This is a genomic window from Peribacillus sp. NPDC101480, from assembly GCF_050277335.1.
GTDB lineage: Bacteria > Bacillota > Bacilli > Bacillales > DSM-1321 > Peribacillus.
In genome coordinates this window covers 284,653-311,115 of record NZ_JBNNSB010000007.1, presented here as the reverse complement: position 1 = coordinate 311,115, position 26,463 = coordinate 284,653, and the positions used below count along the sequence as shown (strand labels likewise).

Annotated in this window: 24 protein-coding genes and 2 riboswitches; of the genes, 15 read left to right on the top strand and 9 right to left on the bottom strand. The window is 42.6% G+C overall.

Annotated features, from left to right (window positions below; all coding sequences use genetic code 11):
- The first annotated feature begins 3 nt into the window (after window positions 1-3).
- The 4 genes from ACQKMF_RS22330 (at window position 4) to ACQKMF_RS22315 (ending at window position 3,105) form a co-directional block, all read left to right on the top strand.
- Complete coding sequence (locus tag ACQKMF_RS22330) at window positions 4-1,371, top strand: YheC/YheD family protein (protein WP_427575015.1); 1,368 nt, start codon at window positions 4-6, stop codon at window positions 1,369-1,371.
- Window positions 1,368-2,564, top strand: coding sequence for a YheC/YheD family protein (locus ACQKMF_RS22325; protein ID WP_402941195.1), 1,197 nt, complete (start codon window positions 1,368-1,370; stop codon window positions 2,562-2,564). The genes ACQKMF_RS22330 and ACQKMF_RS22325 overlap by 4 nt, the downstream gene beginning before the upstream one ends.
- A gap of 63 nt (window positions 2,565-2,627) precedes the next feature.
- Window positions 2,628-2,831 (top strand): YheE family protein, encoded by a 204-nt coding sequence (locus ACQKMF_RS22320; protein WP_101224207.1) that lies wholly within the window; start codon window positions 2,628-2,630, stop codon window positions 2,829-2,831.
- Between the two features lie 85 nt (window positions 2,832-2,916).
- The gene (locus ACQKMF_RS22315; protein WP_053534060.1) at window positions 2,917-3,105 is read left to right on the top strand and encodes a hypothetical protein; all 189 of its coding nucleotides are present in this window, start codon (window positions 2,917-2,919) and stop codon (window positions 3,103-3,105) included.
- Between the two features lie 56 nt (window positions 3,106-3,161).
- Here the strand turns inward: ACQKMF_RS22315 and ACQKMF_RS22310 are convergent, their stop codons facing one another.
- Entirely contained in the window at window positions 3,162-3,986 is an 825-nt protein-coding gene (locus ACQKMF_RS22310; RefSeq protein WP_230177322.1) for an MBL fold metallo-hydrolase, read from the bottom strand.
- A gap of 281 nt (window positions 3,987-4,267) precedes the next feature.
- Window positions 4,268-4,372, top strand: a riboswitch (SAM riboswitch).
- Between the two features lie 68 nt (window positions 4,373-4,440).
- Here ACQKMF_RS22310 and ACQKMF_RS22305 point away from each other — a divergent pair.
- From ACQKMF_RS22305 to ACQKMF_RS22295, 3 genes are read left to right on the top strand one after another with little or no spacing between them, the layout of a single operon-like run.
- The gene (locus tag ACQKMF_RS22305; RefSeq protein WP_402941189.1) at window positions 4,441-5,457 is read left to right on the top strand and encodes a methionine ABC transporter ATP-binding protein; all 1,017 of its coding nucleotides are present in this window, start codon (window positions 4,441-4,443) and stop codon (window positions 5,455-5,457) included.
- Window positions 5,444-6,112, top strand: coding sequence for a methionine ABC transporter permease (locus ACQKMF_RS22300; protein ID WP_402941186.1), 669 nt, complete (start codon window positions 5,444-5,446; stop codon window positions 6,110-6,112). Before ACQKMF_RS22305 ends, ACQKMF_RS22300 begins: the two co-directional genes overlap by 14 nt.
- Before the next feature lie 55 nt (window positions 6,113-6,167).
- Window positions 6,168-6,989, top strand: coding sequence for a MetQ/NlpA family ABC transporter substrate-binding protein (locus tag ACQKMF_RS22295; RefSeq protein ID WP_427575010.1), 822 nt, complete (start codon window positions 6,168-6,170; stop codon window positions 6,987-6,989).
- Window positions 6,990-7,188: 199 nt separating this feature from the next.
- Here ACQKMF_RS22295 and ACQKMF_RS22290 read toward each other — a convergent pair whose 3' ends face one another.
- Complete coding sequence (locus ACQKMF_RS22290; RefSeq protein WP_230177319.1) at window positions 7,189-8,226, bottom strand: NAD-dependent epimerase/dehydratase family protein; 1,038 nt, start codon at window positions 8,224-8,226, stop codon at window positions 7,189-7,191.
- A 180-nt stretch (window positions 8,227-8,406) separates the two neighbouring features.
- Between ACQKMF_RS22290 and ACQKMF_RS22285 the strand changes: the two genes are divergently transcribed.
- A complete protein-coding gene (locus tag ACQKMF_RS22285) occupies window positions 8,407-9,291 on the top strand; it encodes a PucR family transcriptional regulator (protein WP_427575008.1) in 885 nt (294 codons plus the stop codon).
- A gap of 123 nt (window positions 9,292-9,414) precedes the next feature.
- Window positions 9,415-10,560 carry an ABC transporter ATP-binding protein gene (locus tag ACQKMF_RS22280; RefSeq protein WP_101224212.1) on the top strand — a complete coding sequence of 382 codons (1,146 nt, stop codon included), beginning with the start codon at window positions 9,415-9,417 and terminating at the stop codon, window positions 10,558-10,560.
- Window positions 10,561-10,607: 47 nt separating this feature from the next.
- Here ACQKMF_RS22280 and ACQKMF_RS22275 read toward each other — a convergent pair whose 3' ends face one another.
- Together ACQKMF_RS22275 and fumC are read right to left on the bottom strand one after the other, a co-directional pair.
- Window positions 10,608-10,850 carry a hypothetical protein gene (locus ACQKMF_RS22275; protein WP_076367341.1) on the bottom strand — a complete coding sequence of 81 codons (243 nt, stop codon included), beginning with the start codon at window positions 10,848-10,850 and terminating at the stop codon, window positions 10,608-10,610.
- A gap of 105 nt (window positions 10,851-10,955) precedes the next feature.
- Window positions 10,956-12,338 (bottom strand): class II fumarate hydratase, encoded by a 1,383-nt coding sequence (fumC, locus tag ACQKMF_RS22270; protein WP_101224213.1) that lies wholly within the window; start codon window positions 12,336-12,338, stop codon window positions 10,956-10,958.
- A 328-nt stretch (window positions 12,339-12,666) separates the two neighbouring features.
- Window positions 12,667-12,780: riboswitch (SAM riboswitch) on the top strand.
- 86 nt (window positions 12,781-12,866) lie between these two features.
- On the opposite strand from fumC, the gene ACQKMF_RS22265 reads away from it, so the two are divergent.
- Both ACQKMF_RS22265 and metC read left to right on the top strand, forming a co-directional pair.
- The gene (locus ACQKMF_RS22265; protein WP_230177317.1) at window positions 12,867-13,979 is read left to right on the top strand and encodes a methionine biosynthesis PLP-dependent protein; all 1,113 of its coding nucleotides are present in this window, start codon (window positions 12,867-12,869) and stop codon (window positions 13,977-13,979) included.
- Window positions 13,976-15,157, top strand: a complete 1,182-nt coding sequence (metC, locus tag ACQKMF_RS22260; RefSeq protein WP_427575005.1) for a cystathionine beta-lyase — start codon at window positions 13,976-13,978, stop codon at window positions 15,155-15,157. Before ACQKMF_RS22265 ends, metC begins: the two co-directional genes overlap by 4 nt.
- 112 nt (window positions 15,158-15,269) lie before the next feature.
- Here metC and ACQKMF_RS22255 read toward each other — a convergent pair whose 3' ends face one another.
- The 3 genes from ACQKMF_RS22255 to ACQKMF_RS22245 all read right to left on the bottom strand — a co-directional run bounded on the left by ACQKMF_RS22255 (window position 15,270) and on the right by ACQKMF_RS22245 (window position 19,420).
- Window positions 15,270-15,518 (bottom strand): type B 50S ribosomal protein L31, encoded by a 249-nt coding sequence (locus tag ACQKMF_RS22255; RefSeq protein WP_101224216.1) that lies wholly within the window; start codon window positions 15,516-15,518, stop codon window positions 15,270-15,272.
- Window positions 15,519-15,653: 135 nt separating this feature from the next.
- A complete protein-coding gene (locus tag ACQKMF_RS22250; RefSeq protein ID WP_427575003.1) occupies window positions 15,654-17,672 on the bottom strand; it encodes an ABC transporter ATP-binding protein in 2,019 nt (672 codons plus the stop codon).
- Complete coding sequence (locus ACQKMF_RS22245) at window positions 17,669-19,420, bottom strand: ABC transporter ATP-binding protein (protein ID WP_427575001.1); 1,752 nt, start codon at window positions 19,418-19,420, stop codon at window positions 17,669-17,671. Before ACQKMF_RS22245 ends, ACQKMF_RS22250 begins: the two co-directional genes overlap by 4 nt.
- A gap of 511 nt (window positions 19,421-19,931) precedes the next feature.
- Here ACQKMF_RS22245 and ACQKMF_RS22240 point away from each other — a divergent pair.
- From ACQKMF_RS22240 to ACQKMF_RS22225, 4 genes are all read left to right on the top strand, one after another.
- Window positions 19,932-20,099, top strand: coding sequence for a hypothetical protein (locus tag ACQKMF_RS22240; protein WP_157831094.1), 168 nt, complete (start codon window positions 19,932-19,934; stop codon window positions 20,097-20,099).
- An 84-nt stretch (window positions 20,100-20,183) separates the two neighbouring features.
- Window positions 20,184-21,302, top strand: a complete 1,119-nt coding sequence (locus ACQKMF_RS22235) for a DUF2515 family protein (RefSeq protein WP_427574999.1) — start codon at window positions 20,184-20,186, stop codon at window positions 21,300-21,302.
- A gap of 75 nt (window positions 21,303-21,377) precedes the next feature.
- Window positions 21,378-21,731: a hypothetical protein gene (locus ACQKMF_RS22230; RefSeq protein WP_101224220.1), complete on the top strand. Its 354-nt coding sequence runs from the start codon at window positions 21,378-21,380 to the stop codon at window positions 21,729-21,731.
- 361 nt (window positions 21,732-22,092) lie between these two features.
- The gene (locus tag ACQKMF_RS22225; protein WP_402941159.1) at window positions 22,093-24,207 is read left to right on the top strand and encodes a peptidoglycan D,D-transpeptidase FtsI family protein; all 2,115 of its coding nucleotides are present in this window, start codon (window positions 22,093-22,095) and stop codon (window positions 24,205-24,207) included.
- 53 nt (window positions 24,208-24,260) lie between these two features.
- On the opposite strand, the gene ACQKMF_RS22220 is transcribed toward ACQKMF_RS22225, so the two are convergent.
- Together ACQKMF_RS22220 and glpK are read right to left on the bottom strand one after the other, a co-directional pair.
- Window positions 24,261-24,728: a CBS domain-containing protein gene (locus ACQKMF_RS22220; protein WP_101224222.1), complete on the bottom strand. Its 468-nt coding sequence runs from the start codon at window positions 24,726-24,728 to the stop codon at window positions 24,261-24,263.
- A 67-nt stretch (window positions 24,729-24,795) separates the two neighbouring features.
- Window positions 24,796-26,286, bottom strand: a complete 1,491-nt coding sequence (gene glpK / locus ACQKMF_RS22215) for a glycerol kinase GlpK (RefSeq protein ID WP_427574996.1) — start codon at window positions 26,284-26,286, stop codon at window positions 24,796-24,798.
- Window positions 26,287-26,463 lie beyond the last annotated feature (177 nt).

Genomic DNA, 26,463 nt, shown 5'->3' with positions numbered 1-26,463 from the left:
AAAGTGAGAAAGACTTATCCTGCCGAAATTGCCGCTATCCCCGGCAATGTTCTCTACTACCCTTCAGAGCTTGGAGATTTGGCAGAGATTGAATTAATTTATTTCGGACGACATTCATGTCCTGCCACCGTCAAACAAAACCCGGCCGTCAATCAATCAATCGTCCTTTCGGAAAGTCTTGCGGAATCTCTAATATTCGATCATACCGATATTCCCCTTCATTTATTCATATACGGCAAGAGCATTCATATCGGACCGCTGGTCGGAATCTTTTCATCAGGCTTCACCGGCATTTCAAACAAACCATTGGGCGAGAGATCGGATTTTTTCGCAAAGCTCCTTTCGCTTAGCAGGACCACAGGCTGTATCCCCTTTGTATTTGGGGAGAATGTAATCAATTGGGATGAGGAGACAATCAAAGGTTATGTGTTTGATAACGATGACTGGCACATTAATGAATTTCCTTTTCCTAATGTCATCTATGACCGGCTCCCAAATCGGTTGACGGAAAACCGCGATGGACCTAAAGAAGTGAAGCAGAAATTTCAAAAAGAATATACCATTCCATGGTATAATCCTGGTTTTTTCAATAAATGGGAGGTAAATGAAAGGTTATGCGCAGATGAGCGGGCACTGCCATATTTGCCGGAAACGTATCCATTTCAATCCATGTCCGTGGTGGAAACCCTTCTTTCCCATTACCGGCAAGTTTATATAAAGCCCATTCACGGCAGCCTCGGCCTAGGGATTCATCAAATTCTTTATGATAAGCATGAGAATGTTTACTATTGCCGCTATACAAATGAAGCAAAAGAAAATAAACTGCAAAAGTTTTCCACACTGGAATCCATCGTTAAACATATTTTTCACGACCGGCCGCTTGAGAATCTTATCGTGCAGCAGGGCATCCCATTAATTCGATCTGAAAAACGTCCAGTGGATTTCCGGGTCCATACGAATAAGGACAGTAATGGAAAATGGCAGGTAACCGCGATCGCCGCAAAAATCGCCGGTGCCGGCAGCGTCACGACCCATATTAAAAGCGGGGGTGTGATCAAAACGGTTGCCGAACTGTTTGGAGATGACGATGAGGCCAAAGAAGTCGAACGAAAGCTATCGGAAGCCGCGCTGATTTTAAGTGACAGTATAGAAAAGAACTTGGACGGCATCGTTGCAGAAATAGGATTTGATTTTGGATTGGATAAAAAAGGGCAGGTTTGGATGTTTGAAGCCAATTCCAAACCGGGACGTTCCATCTTCTCCCATCCAAAACTCAAGGATTTCGAATTGCTGACCAGAAAGCTTAGCCTTGATTACGCCATTTATCTTACGGAACAGACGATTACGAAATCAATCAGTGTGCCGCGATGAACATTTTTTACGATATCCCCACTGAAAATTGGTACCACAATCAAGAAAATGCGGAACTTTTCGCCGGCTCTGCCGAAGAGGTAATCAGCTATAATAAGGATCATACGAATCAACCCCTAATTCCTATCACCATATTTCCAGGTAACCGGATGCTTGCCGTCGGCATACTGACTGTTTCCAATCCCAAAAAGGAATCAGGTTTGGGTGGAAACCTGACCCTTTTTCGGGACCTATCACTATATTTATTGAAACATGGAATATTGGCGTATGTATTCACAGAAAAGGCCCTTCATTCCGAATCGATGAGAGGGTATGTTTTTTCCTCCATTTCAAACAAGTGGATCGAATGTAAAGTGCCCTTCCCTGACATCGTCTATAACCGAATCCCCTCTAGGAGCTATGAGGCGTCAGGAGAATTCCAACAGCTCATCGGATATTTTAAAGAATCTCGAATGAATCTTTTCAACCCCTGTTTCATAGATAAATATGTGATGTTCGAAGCATTGATGGAAGAAGGATCCCTCACCAATCACCTTCCGCCCACCATGGTCTTGCGAAACAGCGGCTGCCTTGATGCTTTCCTGGAGACCTACAGGCATATATACCTTAAACCTTGCAAAGGAAGCCAAGGTAAAGGCATTTATACCATTATCAGAAATGATGATGATACACTATTGTTCAATAGCTTAAAGCATAGTGAGTCCTTCCCGGATTTCGCGTCATTCTGGGAAACAAAAAAAAGGGATTTATTAAAAAGGAGCTACCTTGCTCAACAGGCGATCATTCCAAAAAAACTTTTTGGACACCGTTATGATTACCGGATTCTGGTCCATTATGAAAAAGGTTTTTATAAAGTGACCGGCAAAGCGGTAAGGATGTCACAAACTCAGGAAATCACTACCCACACTCCCCAAGGGGGTAAGATCTTTCCTTATCAAGACCTGCAATCAAGAAGCCTGAATCGAGAATTAGCGAAAATCGCCCAAAAAAGCGGTGAGATACTTTCAAAAAAAATCGGATTTCTCGGAGAGTTTTCCATGGATATAGGGGAAGACGAATCAGGATCGCTCTTCATATACGAGGTGAACTCAAAGCCCATGCAATTCGATGAGGAGGAAATTGAAACAAACAGGCTTTTGCATTTAAAAAATCTTTTTATTGAATTAACTTTTCCCAGCCTGACAATTAAATAGCACCTCCAGCTGCCGTTTTCCATTATAATTAAATGAGAAACTGTATATATGGAGGTAATACATATGATTACTCATTTTCAATGGACACCACTGCATAAGAATCTGCCAGGATGGAAAATTTCCTTTTATTTCAACAAGCAGGCAGTCCAAGCCTTGTATCATAAAGATGGATCCATCGAGTGGACAGCCAATCCGCCTTCCGAAACAGATGAAGCCAAACTTAAAAGCATGATACATGATTTAATGATCTTCCATGTATATGAATGAACCGCCTTTACATTCATGAAATCCCTAAACAGAATAAAAAAAACTCCTTTGCCTAAACTAAAGAAAAGGCTAGGAGGGATTTATTTTGGATAAAGAAAAAATGACATTTTTGAAGGATACCGAATATGATGGCAAGGACTCCGTTTACCTTGATATCGACCGTATCATCAATGAAGGAATGGCGGGCGGAAATGTGTATGAAGTCGCTAACCTTCAGAACATCGAAGAAGCACATGATTTTTATGATGAAACAGATCCCAATATCAATAAATGAATGATGTGGGCTCTCTTATGGAGAGCTCTCCTTTATATCAGTCAGACCGTTAACATTCAAATTGTTCGATTCTCCCTGGCACTCAAAATATTTTCGTTTAATATCGATGTAATGATATGCTCTGAATCCCATTCATGCCCAGATATCTCGATAAGGGGATAGCGATTCGGTAAAACGACCTGCTGGATTTCATGAACGGTCAGCCCTTGAGAATGCAGGCGTAAAATTTCACCTTGGAGGTTTTCCAAATAATCCAACTTTTTCCTGAACATTTCCTTTCCATCAGGGACATGCCCAGCATGGCAGCAAAACACTTCCCCGAAGTCATATTGAAGTAATCTTTTTATGGAATCAATGATGACCGGGATAGACTCTTCCCGTAAGACAAGCTTTGTCTTTGGTGTTACGAAAAGGTCTCCTGAAAAGAGCACTCCATTACTGTTATTCAAATACACCATATGGTCCTTCGCATGGCCGGGGGTAAAAATCGGCTCCCACGCTTGGGTGCGTGAATGAATGACCTCCCCTAGCGGCTCAGCTTTAAAGGCGTCTCTCTTCCCCCAGAAAATTTTGCGATATTCAGGATATACAGCATCCTTTGCACAAACCTCAACCGACATCGGGTGAATGAAAAGCGGCACCTTTTTATGTTCCTGTATCCATGCAGCGCCCCCCGTATGGTCTTCATGATAGTGAGTCAGGGCCACTGAGTCGAAGTCTGCGGACTCATAGAACGGAATAAGCTCTTCCAGTAAAATCTGTGCGCCAGTATCTATCAATAGTCCATCCGTTAAAAAAACATTAACACTCATCCCCGACTTGTTCCCGCCAGGAGTCCCGTGCACACAAACCACATCATTTATCGTTTTAATTTCTATCATTCAATCGCCTCCCCATCATTGTACAAAAATAGTTTTATCTTCCTTTTTTTAACTTTACTATAATAAATGTAGTACCACTTTACCTTTTTGACAAGGAAATGTTGGTATAATTAACCTGGATGTAAATGCTGGATTCTTGTATAATAGCCCTTTTTTAACGGACCTTACAAAACTTTAATAATAAAAATCACCCCAAAAACTTCAGAAACGATTGACATTGTCGGATTTTACAAATAATATAGATTATATTAAAAAACTTGAAATATTCTAAAATAATAATTTACTTATCAAGAGTGACGGAGGGATCAGGCCCTGTGATGTCCGGCAACCGCCCTTAGGGAACGGTGCCACTTCCTGCAGAATGATTGCATTCTGAAAGATAAGACGAGATATAATTTCGCTGCCTCTTTCTGAATGATAGGGGCAGTTTTTTAATGTTTAAGGGGGAAAGCTCATGATTGAAATCCGTTCAGTCCGAAAGGAATACGTCTCGAAGAAAAACCGAGTTATCGGAGTGGATAACGTATCCTTAACCATTCAAACTGGCGAAGTGTATGGAATTGTCGGCTACAGTGGAGCTGGAAAAAGCTCATTACTCCGCTGCTTGAATTTGCTTGAACGTCCGACAAGTGGAAATATCATCATCGACGGCATTGATTTAACCTCTTTATCAAGTAAAGAGCTTCGTAAACAACGTCAAAAAATCGGAATGATATTCCAACACTTTTCACTGGTCAGTTCAAAAACCGTTTATGAAAATGTCGCTTTCGCCTTAAAGGCCGCGCATCGATCGAAGGATGCAATCAGGTTACGTGTATTGGAATTGTTGGAAATCGTAGGGCTCAGCGATAAGAAAGATGTCTATCCGGCGCAGCTTAGCGGTGGACAGAAGCAACGGGTAGGCATAGCCCGTGCCTTAGCAAATGACCCCACTGTACTATTATGTGATGAAGCGACTTCAGCACTTGATCCAACAACTACAAAAGCGATTTTACAATTATTGAAAAAGATAAGCAGTAAGCTTGGCATCACCATCGTGTTGATTACACATGAAATGGAAGTGGTCAAAGAACTATGCCACCGTGTCGCCGTCATGCAGGACGGCCGTGTAATTGAAGAAGGTCCCGTTTATGAAATATTTTCACAGCCCAAGCAGGAGTTAACGAAGCAATTCATTAGCAGTGTTCTGGATTTCGCACTCCCTCCGCACTTGATTGAAGAAAGTAAAGGTACGATCATTCAAATTCAATTCGAAGGGCAAACCGCTGGTGAGTCGATCCTTTCGGATACTCTCCAATCCCATTCAGTAAAGGGTAATATTTTACACGGTAAAATTGAGTATATCCAGGATGTCCCTTTAGGCATTTTAATCATCGAGTTAATAGGCGATGCCGCTCAAATTCATTCGGCATTGCAATATATAAAAAATCGTTCCAGTTCTGTGGAGGTGTTAAAACATGTCACTGCTTGATTCCATCGTCAATATTTTACCTGATCTTAATAAAGCCTTTCTTGAAACGATTTATATGGTCGGCGTTTCCCTTGCAGTAGCCCTGCTGATCGGTTTACCGCTTGGAGTATTGCTGTTTACCACAACAAGGAATTTATTTTTTGAAAATAGTATCGTGAATCGCTCTCTAGGATTCGCAGTCAATATTGTCCGTTCAATCCCTTTCATCATTCTCTTGGTCGCCCTCCTTCCTTTAACGGATCTTCTAACTGGATCGACGATAGGGCCGAGAGCGGCTTCTGTTTCCCTGTCGGTGTCCGCAATACCTTTTTTTGCAAGAATCGTTGAAACGGCATTACGTGAAATAGACAGAGGAGTGATTGAAGCTGCAATTGCCGTAGGAGCCACTCCATGGATGATCATTAAGGATGTACTTCTACCAGAGGCAAAACCGGGTATAATTCAAGGACTGACATTAACGACCATTTCGCTTATCGGTTACTCAGCAATGGCAGGGACAATCGGCGGAGGCGGAATTGGCGACCTGGCCATCCGGTACGGTTATTACCGTTATGACAACACAGTCATGATCACGACGATCGTCTTGCTGATCTGCCTTGTTCAAATCATTCAAATGGTTGGTGACAAGGCCTCATACATAGTTAACAAACGATAGTGATCCGTCATTTTTCAATGATTCAATACATTTCATTACTCAGGAGGAATTTCAAATGAAGAAAATAGCTTCGTTATTATCAGTCTGTGCACTTGCCCTTGGCTTGGCAGCATGCGGGAGCGATGATGCATCCCCAAAAACTGAAGACAAAAAGGAATTGAAGATCGGGGCGACTACCGGGCCCTATGCCGATATGGTTAAAGAGGCCATAAAACCAGGTCTGGAAGATCTCGGTTACAAAATAGAGATCGTCGAATTCACCGACTATATCCAGCCGAATAAGTCCCTTGGCAACCATTCGATCGACGCCAACCTCTTCCAGCATAAGGTGTACATGGATAACTTCGCTAAAGAAAATGATTTAAAGCTTTCCGACCTTATCATAGTTCCAACAGCACCAATGGGCATATATTCGAACAAGTATAAATCATTGAAAGAAATTAAAGACGGTACATCCCTTGCAGTGCCCAATGATCCGGTTAACCTCGCACGTGCACTTAAAGTGCTGGTGGATGAAGGGCTGATTGAAGTAGATCCAGATGTCGACCCTTTAAAAATATCTGAAAAGGATGTAACGAAAAATCCAAAAAACATTCAACTCAAACCATTGGAATCCGCTCAATTGCCCCGGGCAACAGACAGTGTTGACCTATCAGCGGTCCCTGGCAACTTCGCTCTTGCAGCGAAAATGGACCTACAGGATGCCATTGTTTTAGAAAAAATGCCGGATATGTATCGAAACGTTGTTACAGTGAATACAAAAGATGTAGACTCCCAATTTGCAAAGGATATTAAATCAGTTGTGGAATCCGACCAGTTCGAAAAAGTCATCGATGACAAATTTGCCGGATTTGGAAAACCAGACTGGATGAATTGATCAAATAATCGTGGCCTGCTTCCCCTTATTGGGAGCAGGCCTTTCATTAAGGACAAAGTGGCAGCCGCCATGGAAAACCTTGAAATCCTTACAAACCATGCAAGCCAATCCATGGACTAAAAAACGATGGGGTAAAAACCCCATCGTTTTTTTAATTTCCTTCACATTGTTTATTTAAAAATAATAATAAAAGAATATTTCAACCTACTGTCTGTTTCCATAATCCTAGGAGATCACTTTCATGTTGTCTGTGAATGCCTGCTTTTCTATCGGCAGATTCCGGACGGCTCTTTTCCCAATTCCATATATCTTCGAGAGTTTCTGATAGGGGACGGAATGTTAGTCCATTATTGATGGCTTTATCGTTATCGACAGCCAAAAACCCATTCAAAGGTTCCTTTCCTCCAGGTAAAGGGAATTCTTCTGGTATCCATAAAGGCATTTCTCCCCACGGCTCTACTTTATTGTCCTTTAAAAATTTTTCAGATACCCATGTAAAATCAGCATTACTTCTTGTTACCTTTTTGCAGCCTTCAAGTAATTGCTCCATAGTCAGTGTGTAATCTGGGCCAACGGCATTATACGTACCTGTCATGCTTTTTTCTATCATTTGTATGATCCATTGGGCCAAGTCCCTTGCATCGATAACTTGGATTGGACGTCCAGGGCGTCCAGGAGCTAAAATTTCTCCCCCATCCGCTATCCTTTTAAGCCAGTACGGCAATCGGTCAGTGTAATCATATGGACCCACTATTTGCCCGGCACGAATTGACAGGACTTTCCCCGGCAGTTCTTTTTCAGCTGCTTTTTCGCTTAATGATTTTAACGGTCCATAATATTCACCGTATATCGGTCCAGCAGTTCCGTGGGTGATCTCCTCTGCTTTATCTTCATTTAGTGTATGAACTTCTCCATTTTCATCAATTCCTGGCTCGGTCGGATCACTGTAAACTGAGATGCTTGAAATATATGTATAGTGTTTAACTTGATTAAGCAATCTGCAGGATTTCGATACAGTTCGAGGGATAAATCCTGATGTGTCAATGACTGCATCCCACTGTCTCCCTTTCAACATTTCCAGGTCCCCGTCGCGGTCCCCTTTTAACTGTTCTATTTCGGGAAAGACATAAGGATCGCTTCCACGATTAAAAAGTGTGACATCATGCCCTTTCCCTATCGCAGCTTTTGCTAAATACCGGCCTAAAAACCGTGTACCGCCCAATAGTAAAATGTTCATAAGATCTCCTCCTCTTTAACGATATTCCATAAAGCATACGCAATACCCTTTCCTAACATTAATAATACTTACAACTTTTCTTTGATTTTCCCTTTCGGAAAAACTGGCAATATCCTAATCTTTTGAACTTTATTCTTTTTCGCTATAATGAAATGGAAAGAGAGAAAGAAGGTGGAACCGATGCTTGAAAATCTTAAACAAAAATTCCCGAACGCTCTTACCAATAAAAAGGATACTGATGATATTTCTGATTATGTTTGGTTCGAAGAATCCAGAAGTATACTTGGCATTCCCCGTTCAGAAATCACAGCCGAGGAAATCCGTTTATTGGAACTGCTTTTTGCTCCTTCCATAAACCCAAAGAACCTCAATGCACATCCAGACTCATCATGGAAAAATTTTTTATCCGATCCGAATGCACCATTGCCTTTAACGAGCTGGGAGAATGTTCGATTCCTTCATTTCAAGCTGACTCATGCTGATTTTTCCAACTCCGATTTTGAAGAGGCCTTCCTCGCTTTCGTTCCATCTGACGCAGCTATTATCTGGGAAAATGAAACGGCAGGTGTCTTAATTGAAACAGACAAGGATGAACCATTATCAAATAAAGAACTAATCGCCATTTCTTCCACGCTTGAGAGTGATTTTTATGTAAAGACCCGTATGTTCACGGGGCGCTTTCATCCTGTAAACCAAGACCTTCACCATCACTGGGCCCAGGAGAAAAGGTGTTTTGATTTGGCACAGGTGCATTTGCCGGATCTAAAGGTGACTGATTTGGCAGATATCATCCCTCATTCATTAATAAATGAACCATCCTTTAAGAATGCAAAGTGGTATATCAATCAAATTCTTGGCAAGACCAAGCAGGATACTGAGCTTATCAAAACAGTTAAAACGTATATTGAATGTAATTCCAATGCCACCTATGCCGCCAAACAGCTTTATATACATCGGAACAGCTTACAATACCGAATCGATAAATTCTCTGAAAGAACTGGTCTCGATATTAGAAACTTCCGTCATGCCCTTACTGCGTACTTGATTTTTCTTCTGAATGATTAATTTCCATACAAAGAGGTAATATCATCCTTTTTTGTGCAATGTGCCCATACTTTTTTCTAAACCGATAGCTTAGACTATAGCTAATTGGTACAAGTAATCAGGAGTTTAAAAGGGGGATTTTTCATGGCAGAGTTAGTGTTAGATCATATATTCAAGATTTATGATAAAAAGGTGACGGCTGTTAAAGACTTCAACCTTCGTGTTGCCGATAAGGAATTCATCGTTTTTGTGGGACCTTCCGGTTGCGGCAAATCAACGACATTAAGGATGATTGCCGGACTGGAGGACATTTCCCAAGGGGATTTATACATAGACGGCAAGCGAGTCAATGATGTCCCTCCTAAAGATCGTGATATTGCGATGGTTTTCCAGAACTATGCCTTATATCCTCATATGACCGTATTTGACAATATGGCATTCGGATTAAAGCTCAGGAAAACGCCAAAAGCGGAAATCAAGCAAAGGGTCAATGAAGCGGCAAGGATACTCGGACTTGAAGAGCTGCTAAACAGGAAACCTAAAGCGCTTTCAGGTGGTCAGCGCCAGCGTGTGGCTCTCGGCCGTGCAATTGTAAGGGACGCAAAAGTTTTCTTGATGGATGAGCCATTATCCAATCTCGACGCAAAGCTGCGGGTTCAAATGCGTGCCGAAATCGCTAAATTGCATAAACGGCTCGACACTACAACGATATATGTCACGCATGACCAAACAGAGGCAATGACCATGGCGACACGCCTTGTTGTAATGAAAGATGGTATCATCCAACAGGTTGGTGCTCCAAAGGACGTTTATGAGAAACCAATAAATGTTTTCGTCGGCGGCTTTATCGGATCGCCTGCCATGAACTTCTTTACCGGAACATTAAAAGAAGGCACAATTAAAATAGGCGAACAAACGCTTGAAATACCTGAATTGAAAATGAAAATGCTGCGTGATCAAGGATATGCCGGAAAAGATGTTATCCTTGGAATCCGTCCGGAGGATTTCCATAATGAAGGAGCTTACTTCACGAAGTCCCCTAACACTACATTCACGACCCAAATTGATGTAGCCGAACTCATGGGCGCGGAGATTATGCTCTACTCCACATTAGAGGGGCAGGACTTCGTTGCACGGGTCGATGCCAAGAATATTATTCAGGCAGGGGAAAAGATCGATCTTGCCCTCGACATGAATAAAGCACACTTTTTTGATAAAGGGACTGAACATCGCATTTTAGTTGAAGAAGATGAACAGATGCAGGAAAGCATGAAGTTATCTGCCAATTAAACGTAAAAAGACCCATCCATAATGGGTCTTTTTACGTTTATTCAAATTCATTCCTGGACCAATACCACTTCATCATGTCCGCATTCCGGGCATTTCATGAGATGCGGGCATTGGCCTTTTTGAAGGGATTGAGGGTATCCGTCGTTTTCTTTAAGTATGTCGATATCCATATAAGCACTGTAATCATCCGCGTAGTCCATGAATTTCCCTTTATCCTCAAGATCACTGCCGCATTCCGGGCATTTCACATGAATTTTTCTCAGACCGTTGCAAAGCGGGCATATAGACATTGTTTTTCCTCCTGTTCCCGATACTTATGATTTCAGTATTTGTAGATTCCATTATTTTAACACATGGAAACACCCTCCCTAATACCAGAGGGAGGGCACTACTAATTATTTATTAACCATGTTAGCAGGATCGACCCATGCTTTGAATTCATCTTCCGTCAGGAACTCCAATTTCAACGCCGCTTCTTTTAACGTAGAGTTGTCCTTGAATGCCGTTTTGGCAATCTTGGCTGCTTTTTCATAACCGATATGCGGGTTCAATGCTGTTACCAACATAAGGGAACGTTCTACATTTTCTTTGATTTTATCTTCATTTGCAGTGATGCCCACCGCACAATTGTCGTTGAATGAATGAATGCCTTCCGTCAATAATTTGACCGTCTGCAGGAAGTTATAGATGATGACTGGTTTGAATACATTCAATTCAAAGTTACCTTGACTTGCTGCAAAGCCAATTGTAGCATCGTTACCAACGATTTGTGTTGCAATCATGGTAAGCGCTTCACTTTGTGTTGGATTGACTTTACCTGGCATGATGGAGCTGCCCGGTTCGTTTTCCGGAATGGCTATTTCGCCGATTCCGCTTCTTGGTCCACTTGCAAGCCATCTGACATCGTTCGCAATTTTCATTAAATCCGCCGCCAATGCTTTCAAAGCACCGTGTGCGTAGACTATTTCGTTATGGCTAGTCAATGCATGGAACTTATTATCAGATGTGACAAAAGGGTATCCTGTATCTGCTGCAATTTGTTTGGCAGAGAGTCCCGGGAATTCTTTTTTTGTATTGATTCCGGTTCCTACAGCCGTTCCGCCTAGAGCAAGGTTCAATAATTTTTGGCTGCTTTCTTCAATCATCGCTAGATCCTTATCGAGCATCGCTTTCCAACCGGAAATTTCTTGTCCTAATGTTAATGGTGTAGCATCTTGAAGATGTGTCCGGCCAATTTTCACGACATCCCAAAATTCTTTTTCTTTTGTATCGAATGTATCACGAAGGGCTTTGATGGCAGGCACCAATTTTTCAGCGACTTCCATAAAGGCTGCAATATGCATGGCGGTCGGGAAAGTATCATTTGAGCTTTGCGCCTTGTTAACATCATCATTCGGGTGAAGGGTTTCAGATTCACCATTTTCTTTTAACCATTCATTCCCTTTGTTAGCGACCACTTCGTTCACGTTCATATTACTTTGCGTGCCGCTTCCCGTTTGCCAAACTACAAGCGGGAAATGTTCATCAAGCGTACCTTCAAGGATTTCCCCGCAAATCTTGACGATGGCATTCTTTTTAACTTCGGAAAGATCACCAAGATCATAGTTCACCTTTGCCGCAGCTTGTTTAACGTATGCAAATGCACGAACTAATTCAATCGGCATTTTTTCGTTACCTATTTTGAAATTGTTACGGCTTCTCTCAGTTTGTGCTCCCCAATATTTATCAGCAGGAACTTTCACTTCACCCATCGTATCTCGTTCGATTCTGTATTCCATGTGTTCTCCTCCTATGTTTGCACTATTCATTGAAGACCTTTTGCATATGAAATGAATAATGTCGGATTATTCTTTCTCTCCATACATTGTACAAACTTTATTATTTTAAAGCAAAAATATCCCGCTGACCCTTTCCATTTTTTCTGAAAAATCCAAGTTCCCTTCATGTTTATATGAAAATTCAATTATTCTTTTTAGACACATAAAGTGTAGACACCACTAGGCTCCAATTGACCTGATCATGAACATCAAAGCATTATCACTCCCAAAATGTCCTTGACAGTATTTTGTATATATAGTAAATTCAAAAGAAATTGAATAATCTAAACTCTTATCGAGAGAGGTAGAGGGAATGGCCCGATGACACCTCAGCAACCTTCATTTGTTTCAAACCAATGAAAAGGTGCTAATTCCACAAGTTTGTGAACTTGGAAGATAAGAAGAATGACTCGTCCCTACTTAATCAAAGTCTTCTTCTTAAAGAAGACTTTTTTTTATTTTATATAACTCAAAGGAGCAGTGAAAACCATGTACAAATCTGAAACATATCTTGCTCAATTAGGAAATCGCAGCGAAACGGCGACAGGAACAGTCAATCCGCCGGTATACTTTTCAACAGCTTTTCGTCACGAAGGAATTGGCCAATCGACGGGATTCGACTACACAAGGACTGGTAACCCTACACGCCAGCTATTGGAGCGATCCATCGCCGATCTGGAAAAAGGAGACCAAGGTTATGCCTGCAGTTCAGGAATGGCCGCCATCTCCACTATTCTCGCCCTTTTTAAATCCGGGGATGCATGGATTGTCAGCGAAGATCTTTATGGCGGTACATATCGTCTGTTAGAACAAGGTTTTAAAAAATGGGGATTGCAGTGTGACTATGTAAACACTTGTTGTTTGGAGGATATCGAAAAAGCAATCACTCCTCACACGAAAGCCATCTTCATCGAAACTCCCACTAACCCCCTTATGCAGCAAACGGACATTAGCGCCGTTGCAGCATTGGCTAAACGATATAATTTATTGTTAATCGTTGATAACACTTTTTACACGCCTCTTATTCAACAACCCATCGTGCTTGGAGCGGATATTGTGATTCATAGTGCAACCAAGTATCTCGGTGGTCATAATGATGTGCTCGCGGGACTGATCGTTGCTAGCGGCGCTGAATTATGTGATGCACTTGCCTTCCATCATAATGGTACTGGAGCTGTCTTGAGCCCATTTGATTCTTGGCTGTTGATGCGCGGAATGAAAACCCTGGCATTGCGGATGGAGCGTCATGAAAAGAATGCCAAGATACTTGTAGATTACTTATCGGAGCATGATTGTGTCACTGATGTATTGTATCCCGGCAGAGGCGGCATGATTTCTTTCCGCATCATTGATGAAGCGGCGGTCAACCCATTTTTACAATCGCTCTCATTAATTTCCTTTGCAGAAAGCCTTGGAGGGGTTGAAAGCTTCATCACCTATCCTGCCACACAAACACATGCCGATATACCGCTTGAAGTCAGAACGGCAAATGGGGTTTGTAATCGCCTGCTTCGCTTCTCCGTTGGCATCGAGGATAGCGATGATTTGATTGGCGACCTGCAGCAAGCATTCGCACATGTAAAAAGGGAGGCACTACGATGACAGGTCATGATTTTAGCTTTGAAACGAAATTACTTCATAATCAACATAAATTCGATCCGGCAACTGGCGGTGTGAGCGTCCCCATTCAGCATGCATCGACGTTCCATCAATCGGATATCGATCAATTCGGCAAATATGACTACAGCAGAAGCGGAAACCCAACTCGCGAGGCACTTGAAGATATCATTGCCGATTTAGAGGAAGGCACTCACGGCTTTGCCTTTTCATCAGGTATGGCTGCCATTTCAACAGCCTTCCTGCTATTGTCGGCCGGAGACCATATCGTCATTTCCGAAGATGTGTATGGCGGAACGTTCAGGATGGTCACAAGCGTATTGACCCGTTTCAATATTGAGCATACCTTCGTTGACATGACGGACCTTGAAAGCGTCAAAGCGGCCGTTCAGCCAAATACCAGGGCCATATACATTGAAACGCCTTCAAATCCGTTACTTAAAGTGACCGATATTCAAGCTGTATGTGATATCGCAAAAAAAGCCGGTGCCTTAAGTTTTGTTGATAATACATTCTTGACGCCCGCATTGCAAAAACCGCTGAATCTTGGCGCTGATGTTGTCCTTCATAGCGCGACGAAGTTTTTATCCGGACATAGTGATGTGGTAGCTGGGCTTGCGGTCGTGAAAGATCCGGAATTGGCGGCAAGACTCGGTTCGCTCCAAAACTCATTTGGAGCGGTCCTTGGTGTCCAAGATGCCTGGCTTGTAATGAGAGGTTTAAAAACCTTGTCAGTTAGAATGGAACATTCACAAAAAGGGGCAGAAAAGATTGCAGCCTACTTAAAAGATCAGCCCTTGGTGAAAAAAGTGTATTATCCCGGCCTAGCCGATCATCCACAGCACGCCATCCAGAAAGGCCAGTCACTTGGAGCAGGGGCGGTCCTATCTTTTGAATTGGAAAGTGAGGAAATCTTCCGTTCCTTCGTGAACACTGTCGAGCTCCCTGTATTTGCCGTAAGCCTGGGAGCGGTCGAATCCATATTATCCTACCCGGCCAAAATGTCCCATGCTGCCATGCCTGATGATGAAAGGGAAAAGCGGGGCATCACGAACAGCTTGCTCCGCCTCTCTGTCGGACTTGAAAATCCGGACGATTTAATCAAGGACTTCGATGCGGCCCTCGTCAATATTGCCAAAGGGGAAGCAATTGCTGCAAAATGAATAAAAGATGGGTGCCTCATAAATTATGGGCACCTTTTTTCCTTGCATCATTATTAACTCTTTTTCTTCCCAGTCATAAAAAAAGGCCATCGATTTCCCGATGGCCTGACTCTCAATTCTTCATATTATATTTATCCAGGAAGCGATCCACCCGTCCGCCTTTTTCAGCAAACTTCTGCTTTCCTGTATAATAAGGGTGCGTATCCGAGCTGATTTCCACTTTTAATAATGGATATGTTTGTCCGTCCTCCCAAACGATCGTTTCATTGGACGTCTTCGTGGAGCCTGTCAAAAATTTATACCCACTGTTGGTATCCATGAATACCACTTGTTGATAATCGGGATGAATTTCTTGTTTCACTATTATCACCTCATCGTCAGTATAGGTATATCTTAAACGTAATGATTACTATTATCAATAATTATGCTTGAGGTACCAAAAGTCGGTACCCTCATTATAGTTTAATCTTGATGATCCACCCTTATTCAATTGTGTTCAACCAGCCATGCCTTTATGCGGACCAGCCTGCAGTTCATACATTTGATAATACTTCCCTTTTAGTTCCATTAATTCCTCATGTGTACCTTGCTCAGCAATACGCCCTTTATCCAGTACAAGAATCTGGTCGGCATTTTTTATCGTGGAAAGTCTATGTGCAATGATGAAGGTCGTTCTCCCTTTTTTCAGCACTTCCATCCCCTCCTGGATAATTGCCTCGGTTTCGGTATCGATGCTCGCTGTCGCTTCATCCAAAATCAATATGGCCGGATTGAATGCAAGAGCACGGGCAAAAGAGATTAGCTGCCGCTGCCCGGAAGACAGCGTTCCGCCTTTTTCGATCACGGGTTCGTCCAGCCCTAAAGGAAGATGCTTCAGCACTTTGTCCCCCCCGACATCTCTTAATGATTTTTCAACCATTTCCCTTGTAATGTCTTTATGATTCAGACTGATATTGGAGGCGATGGTGCCAGTAAATAAATAGGGATCCTGAAGGACGATTCCCATATGCTCACGAAGCGTCTGATGAGGTATATCCAATATATTCGTGCCATCGATTTTAATTTGGCCTTCACTGCTGTCATAAAAGCGGAACAATAAATTCATTATGGAACTTTTTCCTGACCCGGTATGGCCAACTAAAGCGACCGTTTCCCCTTGTTTAGCGGAGAAGGAAATGTCCTTTAACACATATTCATTATCCTTATAACCAAAAGAAACATTTTCGAATTGCACGTTTCCTTTGTATCTGGATATGTTTTCATCACTGACTGCCAATCCCTGCTCATCCAATAAACTGAATGCCCGCTCCCCTGCAACAAGCGCCTGTTCAAGATTAGCGAACTGATTGACGATTCCATGAAGCGGATGAAGCAGGCGGCTGATCAAATCAACAATTGCATACATCATCCCTAAGGAAATGGCCGAACTGGCAGAAAGGGAAATCCCGCCGAAATGCCAGACGAATGCCATAAGCGCCAAAACCTTAATGACCCCAATCAAGTTTCCACCCGTCAACGAATTCAAATGGAGCATTTTATTTTGATAGGAATAATGCTCCCTGTTTAGATTTTCAAAAGATTGCTTTGTCTCCTTTTCACGTCCAAATGCCTGAATGATGCTCATTCCAGAAATGGATTCATTGATCATCCCATTAATATCGCTTACCCGTTCCCGAATGATGTGATTATATTTCGAGGCGAATTTACGGTATACCATCGTCCAGATAACGATGATCGGAATAAGTAAAGTGCCGATGGTACCGACTCGTGGATCCAGAATATACAAAGCAATTAGAACGCCGAAAATATTAATTGTACTCGAGAAGAAGTTGGCGAGCACGGTTACATATAATTCCCGGATCGCTTCCGTATCATTAGTGACCCTGGCTACAACTTTACCCGCTGGCATATTATCGAAATAACGTATCGGCAGACGGGAAATATGCTTAAAAATATCATTTCGCATCTTCTGTATGATTCGGTTCGCCGCTTTCTGTAAATAAAAACTCTGCCCATATTGAAAAATGGAGGAAAGGATGACAAGGCTAAAATAAAAAGCCACAAGCTTAATGATCCGAGGGATTTCCGGTTGGTAAAATCCCATCACTTCCTGACTCGTCAATTTCACTGCTTGCGTACGCTGCTCTTTCCCGTCTTTCCTAATGATCAATGATTGGTCCTCCAAGGTTCTGCGCCCATCGATAGGGACAGCCTCATTTACGAAGACAAATTGATTGCCGACCTGCAGAACATGGACTTCCCTGCCTTTCTTCTCACCTTTTGCAAAGTAATCAGCCCGTTTATACCAATTTCCATCATACTTGACAGCATCTTTTCCTTTACCCGCTTCATACCAGGGAGATTCAATGCCAAGTATATGTGAATCGATGATTTTCTTGGCAACGAAAGGACCCGTTAAATCGGCAGCTACCGAAAGTGCCAGCATGATCAGGGCGCCAATGATCAATTTTTTATAAAGGGCAGCATAATTAAAAAGTTTCTTTACGACCTTCATACCTTCACCTCCGTCCCTTCGTCAACCTGCTGTCGCTCATATTGCTCCTTATACCAGCCATCATTCTGCAGTAAATCCGCATGAGTCCCCTCTTCGATGATCTCTCCGCTGTCCAATACGATTATCCTGTCCGCGTGCTGAACGGCCGATAAGCGATGGGTTGTGATGATGGTCGTTTTCCCTGCTCGTTCATTTTGGATATTTTCGATGATCGTCGTTTCCGTTTTTGCATCTACAGCGGATAAGGAATCATCCAATATAAGGATTTCCGGATTTTTGATCAGTGCCCTGGCAATCGAGATCCTTTGCTTTTGCCCTCCGGATAGTGCGACACCCTTCTCACCGACGAGTGTCTCAAGATGGTTTGGCAGCATCATTAAGTCCTTCTCAAAATCCGCAAGCCGGATAGCTTCAGCCAGTTCATCTTCGGTTGCATCCATTTTACCGAATAAGATATTTTCCCTAACAGACTTCGAGAATAAAAAATGGTCCTGTGGAACGTAGCCGATCCATTTACGAATATCTTCAAGGGTCAGTTGCTCCAGCGGCATGCCTGCAAAAGCGATTTCACCTTTTCCTAATGGGTATTCCCGCAGCAATTGCTTCACGAATGTCGTTTTTCCACTACCTGTTTTCCCCACTATCCCCAATGTTTGACCGCGCTCAAGCTGAACGGAAATATTGGATAGATTCACAACCGTTGAGGAAGGGTATGTAAAATACACTGAATTGAATTGGATATTTCCCGGATTCGCAATACTCTCCAGCCCCAATGAATTCTTCACATCCGCTTCATGTGAAAGGGTATCCTGAACACGATCTAGCGAAGCATTTCCCCTTTGCATGACATTGATCAGTTCACCCACCGCGATCATCGGCCAGATTAACATGCCTAGGTACACATTGAACGAAACAAGTCCGCCAAGCGTTATGGCCTGTTGAAATACAAGGTAGGCCCCATAGCCCAACCCGATTAAATAACTGATGCCAATGATAATGCTGATCGTCGGATCGAAGAGGGCATCGATTCTTGCCACGGCTAAATTTTTGCGATATACATCCTCGGTCATTTCATCAAACCGCTTTTCATCTTCCCGTTCCTGGACATAGGCCCGGATAACACGGACACCTGAAATGGATTCCAGGACCTTGTCATTTAAAGTACCAAAGGCTGCTTGTGCATCCGTAAAACGTTTGTAAATTTTCTTCACGTAAATTTGCATCATCACTGCCATGATCGGAAGCGGCAGAACCGCCGCAATCGTCAACTGCCAGCTGATCGTGGCCCCCATCATGACCACTACCGTAATGGTGAACAGCACAGCGTCAACGAGGGTCAATATCCCGAAACCAGCTGTGAGGGATATTGCCTTTAAATCATTGGTTGCCCTTGCCATTAAATCCCCTGTACGGTTTTTTTCATAAAAGCTCGGCGTCATTTTTAGCAAATGGCCCATAAATCCGGATCTTAGTTTTCGTTCGACCAAGTTTCCACCGCCGAATAACAGATAACTCCATAAGTAACCAAATAAATAACTGCCAATCAGTACCATCAGCAAATAAATAACGTATTTCATGACCCCTTCCTGCGTCATGCTGCCATTGTTCATATCATCGATGGCATTCCCGACAAGTTTTGGCGGGATAACCTCCAAGATATTCACTATACATAGAAATAAAATCGCCAAGGTGTAACGCTGCCACTGTTCTTTAAAGAACCAGGACAGCTTTTTAAAAATCGCAAACATGAATTCCCCTCCCTTTTGATCAACTCTTTCACTCGCTAACCGCTTTCTGGATCTCCCGGCTGCAATAAAATTTCCAATGTCTTTTGTCTCATTTTAAAATTCCTCCTATCTTTTATATGGAAAGGATGCTAATGCACCTGTATTCCAAATGCCAAAAAGCCCCCGCCAATTAGCGGAAGCTTTTTTTAATGCGTAATAACACATATAAAAAGCGCAGGCCGCGAAAATTCCACAACCTGCGCTTTAAAATGATCAATGAACACGTCGGATCCTATGTCTAGAAAGACAAGGTCACAGGGCAGGCGGACGTATGATATTCGATTATGACATCACTGTGCTTAACTGATTTAGTCATGACGTTCGCCTCCTTTTTCATTAATTAATGGTAATTTTTAACTTATATTTAAAGATTACTACGTTTGCATATTTTTGTCAATTGCGACTTTTCTAGATTATTGATGGATAATCCTTTATTCTTATAAGAATGACGTAACCTAAGGAGGTTCAGCATATGCAATGGAGAAAATATATACTCCTGGCGGTTCCCTTTTTATTATCATCCATTTTCATCTTATTTGCCGTACCGGTCCAATATAGATTTTTATCCTTCATTCCTGTGTTTCTTTTCTGGATAGTCTATTATATTTTATTGTACCTGGAAAAGAAGAAGAAAAGATGACATCACCTTGGGGGCGCTGCAAATGCAACGCCCCTTTCTTGACGGCTCTGCATATAATGATCGAAAAACAACCGTGGTGATTGTATGCTCTCCCAATATTTGCAAAAGCTGTTGGGTAAAAACCCTGCCAAAACAAAACCCATCATCGATGATGAAAGATATGGCACGCTAAAATCCCTTTTACAAAAAGAGCTCTTTCAGCCTTTTGATGAGTCAAAAGCTTTTTTCCCTGAGGAAACAGCTCTTATAAAAAGCATTCGAACCGAGACTGCTGCCTTGAACCGGAACAATATCACAAGAACACAAGCATATCTTGCCTTTTACAATCGTAATCCAGAGGTCCATTGGGCCTTTTTAGCACATATGGTTTCGAGGAATGGAGGATACCATATGACTGACTTGAAAAGCTCAGCCATGACCCACCTCTTTGACCAAGCGGAACGGCAGAAATTCTTCCTGTTCCTTGAGCGCGCCAATTCAGCCATATTTGATGATGCCTTCCCCCAGCTTCTTTTATATGAACATTCTAAACAAAAAGAACTTCCGCTAAGAAGGTATTTACCGGTATTCCGCATTTCAAGATTCATGGCCCCGATTTGGGAATCTTTCATTGAAGAGCCCCATTCACCCCTTTTGACAACGGCCCTTATCATTAATGAGCAAAGAATGCTTCATGAAAGGATATTAAAACGCACCCGTCATGGTGAAATCCTCCGCAGGCTTGATTTTCAGCTGCAGGAATACTTAGGCTTCATGAAAGTGATCTTTCCTTATGCAAACAAGCAAAAAGGACTTCATTCCTTGACCGGCCTTACCGTTGAACGCTTTGCCGACCCGAAACAGCGTATTGAAACGGGGAAATCATTATATGAGCTTCTTTTTCAGCATCCGGTGGTTTTTCGCGGTGTTGGCCAATTTACTAAAGAGATTCCCCACACGGGTTCCAGAGAGGATTACTGGGCAAGTATATATACCTCTGATGCATCCACGTCAAAAGATGATAAAGTCTACAGCCCCACTCTTCATGATGCATGGGAAGATCAACTATTCTTTCCTCCCCATTCCTTTGATTGGTTCACGAATGTAAGCTTCATAGAAGATTTACAAAGCTTACCGATCATTAAAAAGTCGGACCTGACCAACGAGGTGCTCGAAAATGTCAAGCATCTCAAAACCCTTAACGGAATGAAAGCCATTTTCTAGCATCAAGCCTCTTACTTTGAATATCCCTTCCCCCATTTGGCAAGAATGGTTAGCAAAAAAGAATGGGTGAAGCAAATGAGAGGCATTGTACTATTGAATCCAAATTACAAAATCGGGGATTTACATACTGATGAAAGCTTTGCAATCCAAAAGATCGTGACGGACAAGTATATGGAAGAGAAGAATATTTCCCCGGTCATACTCAATCCATATCAAATCCACCCTTATTACACAATCCCGCATGAGCTTTTATTCAATTTACAAAGTAAAAAAGCGGGTCAAATCGATTCCCTTGTGCTTCACTCCCTAGAAACGATCGAACGCTTCAACTATATTTACCCTGAAAAATGGCTTGAGCTATGCGGATATTTCAAAGAGGTTATCAGTGTCACGACTCAAACTCCCGTTAGGAAATATGAAGTAAATTAATGCTTATCATGGTACTTAAGTCATTGTGAATGGATTCTAAGGTTTAAAGACCTTTTTTTCATTCATTTACAAAATGTCCTTCCTAGCGCTTTTGCCACAAGAGCGACTCATATATGCATCTCTCCCCATTATTGTCGCTTTGCCGCTTCTCCCTCTCTTTATCTATTAAAACCCCATTGACATTTATATTTATATCAATTTTCCCAATTATAAGATTACTAGGTATTATATAACTCCAGAACATTCTTTTGGAAATATAGATAAATTTACGGATAAAGCATAGAAAAATAAGTTAATTTTATATATCATTGGAGATAGGAATTTTCTTATTTTTTACTTTTACTAGAAAGGAATGTTAATGATGGCCAAAGAAAAGAAGAAAAAAACCCCAATTCCTTTCCGACTGAACTTTATGTTCTTTTTAATATTCATTTTATTTTCAAGCTTAATAATCCGGCTTGGCATCGTCCAAATCGTGTATGGGGATGATTACCTCCGCGAAGTCGACCGAACGGAAAACGATGTGGCCAATACCCCCGTTCCCCGTGGCAAGATGTATGACCGCAACTTGAATCCGGTCGTTGATAATGAGCCACGTAATGCCATCACCTATACGAAATACCCGAATACGAAAACGGCCGATATGGTGAAGACGGCAGAGGTCCTTGCCACCTTGATAGAAAAAGATACCAAAAAGGTAACCCTGCCGGATAAAAAGGATTTTTGGATTTTAAAGCATCCAAAAGAGGCCGAAGCCTTGATCACCAAGGCCGAGAAGAAGAAAGTCATCGAAAAGAAACTGGAGCAAAAAGATTTATACAAACTTCAAATGGAACGGGTAACCGATGAGGATATCAAGGAATTCACCAAGGATGAATTGGAAGTGATCGCCATCTTCAGGGAATTCAATAGCGGCTATGCCCTCGCACCGTCAATCGTGAAGAATAAAGATGTCTCCACTAAGGAATTCGCCAGGGTCAGTGAACATTTGGATGAAATGCCAGGCGTGGATGTAACGACGGATTGGGAAAGGACCTATAAATATGATGAGACCCTCCGTTCGGTTCTTGGCAAGGTCTCTTCTTCCGAAGAAGGCATTCCCAATGAAAATATTGACTATTATCTGGCACGCGACTATACCAGGAATGACCGGGTCGGAAAAAGTTATATTGAAAAACAATATGAAGATGTCCTGCGCGGTCAAAAGACGCGGATTGAAAATGTGCTGAGCAAAGGGGAAGTCATCAATACGAATACCCTCACTGAAGGGCAAAGCGGAAAAGACTTGGTCCTTACAATTGATATGGAGCTGCAGCAGCAGGTTGAAAAAATCATCGAGAACGAATTGCGCAAAACCAAGGCTAAGGGAAATACCTACTTATTGGATCGTGCCTTCGTCGTTTTAATGGACCCGAATACAGGCGAGGTGCTTACAATGGCCGGCAGGCAATACGGCCGCAACAGTAAAACCGGATTGACCGAAATGAACGATTTCGCCCTTGGAAACATTACGACATCCTATACGATGGGGTCATCTGTTAAAGGAGCCACTGTCTACACAGGCTTTCAGACAGGAGCCATCGCACCAGGGTCAGCTTTTTTTGACAGAAAACTCCTTTTAGCAGGGGCTAAGCCCAAAGGATCTTATAGTGATTTGGGTTATGTTACCGATGTCTCTGCGTTAAAGAAATCGTCGAATGTCTATATGTTCATGACGGCAATCAAAATTGCCGGCGGTCATTATATCCCTAACCGGCCGTTAGGAATCAACCGGGAAGCTTATTCAATCATGCGGAATCATTATGCCCAATTTGGATTGGGTGTCCGCACAGGCATCGACCTGCCAAATGAATCCGTAGGGTTTAAAGGAGTCGATATGTCAACAGACGGATTGCTGCTGGATTTATCGATTGGACAGTATGATACATATACTCCTATGCAATTGGCACAGTATGTTTCGACGATTGCAAATGGCGGAAAAAGGCTTGAGCCCCATATGGTCAGGGAAATCAGGAATCCTTCCAATGAGCACCAGGAATTGGGCAGCGTTTTTAAAACAATGAGTCCTAAAGTATTAAACGATTTAGGCGGGAAAGACGTTTGGATGCAACGTGTCCAGGAAGGATTCAGACAGGTTGCCCAGGAACCAGGCGGGACGGCATATAAATATTTCGGCGGGAAGTCCTACCGTGCGGCAGCAAAAACGGGTACTGCCGAGGCCTTTTACGACGGACCGCGGAGAAATCAATATAGCGCGCCAGTCCCGACTATCAATTTGACGCTTGTAGGTTATGCACCTCACAATAATCCGGAAGTGGCATTCTCTGTCGTCGTGCCATGGGTGTATCAAGGCAAGCCCTCTGATGATATTAACAAACGGATCGGGCGGGACGTAATGGACGCCTACTTTAAATTGAAGGAAAAAAGAGCAAAAGGTGAATCTGATGCAGATAAAGCAGTAGAAAGCACTCAATGATGATTACAAAAAAGGCCTGCTCGTAATCGAGCAGGCCTTTTTATGATGCCCGTTTATTCCAGCTTTTGAACGAATTCCTTATAAAGGGCCCTAAGTGCATCTCCCCTGCTGATGATGCCGACGACTTTATCATTTTTGTCCACGACGGGGATTTTCTTGAAATGATGCTTGGAAAGGACCTTTATCAATTCATCTAACGGATCTTCGGGAGATAGCTTTGTAATCCTTTTATTTTTAATGATTTGTGAGACTTTATCATTCATTTTGGATGTAACCTTTTCATCCAACTCTTCACCGGGAAGAACCGTAATATAGGTGAAATACCCCATGATGGCTTCCTCTGCAGGTGTCAAGTAACGGAGGATATCCCCGTCCGTCACCATTCCCAATAGCTTATCATGTTCATCCACAACGGGGACCCCGCCCACTTTATTTTCGATTAAGATCCGCAGAATTTCCTTTAATGTAAAATCAGGACGGGCTACGTAGACTTCCCTTATCATGAAATCCTTAACTAACATATTACCACCCCTTTTTTAAGTTTGTACGTTCTGTATTCATCTCTCTCTATTAATACCCTTACTTACTCTATTTAAAAACCCTTGCCGCCTGAACTGCCTTTTTCCAGCCATCATATAAATCCTTCCGTTCCTGTTCTTCCATCTCGGGTTCGAATTTCTTATCGACTGCCCATAGCTTTGAAACCTCTTCCTGATCTTTCCAATATCCGACAGCAAGCCCAGCTAAATACGCTGCCCCTAAAGCTGTCGTTTCACTAATGACCGGTCTTTCGACTGGTACATTCAGGAGGCCGCTTTGAAATTCCATCAAGAAATTGTTTTTGACAACGCCGCCATCGACCCTCAATGCCTTTAGGTTAATCCCTGAATCGACTTCCATGGCCTTAAGTACATCTTTTGTCTGGTAGGCCAGCGCTTCCAATGTTGCCCGGACGAAATGCTCCTTCGATGTCCCCCTTGTCAGTCCGAATACAGCTCCCCTGACATCACTATCCCAATAAGGGGTACCTAATCCAACAAATGCGGGAACTACATAGACACCATCGGCTGAAGTGACCCGCAAAGCATACTTTTCACTGTCTTTAGGATCATGCAAGAGTTTCAGCCCATCCCTTAACCATTGTATGGCCGAACCTGCGACAAAAATACTGCCTTCCAAGGCATATTGGACTTTACCATTCAGCCCCCATGCAATCGTGGTCAACAGGCCATGCTCTGATTTCACTGCCTTTTCTCCTGTATTCATCAGCATGAAGCATCCGGTGCCATACGTATTCTTAGCCATTCCTTTTTCAAAGCATTCTTGTCCGAACAAAGCGGCCTGTTGATCTCCCGCTGCCCCGGCAATCGGGATTTCGTGCCCAAAGAAATGGTGTGGCGCTGTTTTCCCGTATATCTCCGATGAAGAGCGAACATCCGGGAGCATCAATCGCGGCACTTGCAGGATTTCCAGCAGCTCTTCGTCCCACTTCAGGTCATGAATGTTATACATCAGCGTCCTTGAAGCATTCGAATAATCGGTTACATGTGCTTTACCACCCGAAAGTTTCCATATCAGCCACGTATCGATCGTACCAAACAATAAGTCTCCGTTTTCAGCCTTTTCCCGTGCCCCATCTACATGGTCGAGAATCCATTTCACCTTTGTACCGGAAAAATAAGCATCAATCAACAAACCGGTTTTTTGCAAAAATAAGTCTTCGAGACCTCCATCCTTCAATTGCGTGCAGATTTCGCTTGTCTGCCGGGATTGCCAGACGATGGCGTGATGGATCGGCTGACCTGTTTCCTTATCCCATACCACGGTCGTCTCCCGTTGATTCGTTATGCCAATTCCAGCGATCTGTTCAGGCTTTACATTCATTTCCGATAGACAGGAAGCGATTACCGATAGGATGGAACCCCAAATTTCATTGGCGTTATGCTCCACCCATCCAGGATTCGGGAAATATTGGGTGAATTCCTTTTGGGCAATATGCAAAACCTCCCCGCTTTTATTAAATAAAATGGCCCGGGAACTTGTCGTTCCCTGGTCCAATGATAGTATGTAAGTCTCCATGGCTGTCTCCTCCTGCACTTAAGAAAAAAGTTCATTCCCGCTTAAGTGTCATGCTGTTTTTCTTCCTACATTTTACTAGATATACCCGTGAAAACAAAAAATATATAAATTACGGCGAAAAATTGAAAAATATTGGCAGGTTAAGAGTTTATCTTTTACAATGAAAATAAGATTGAT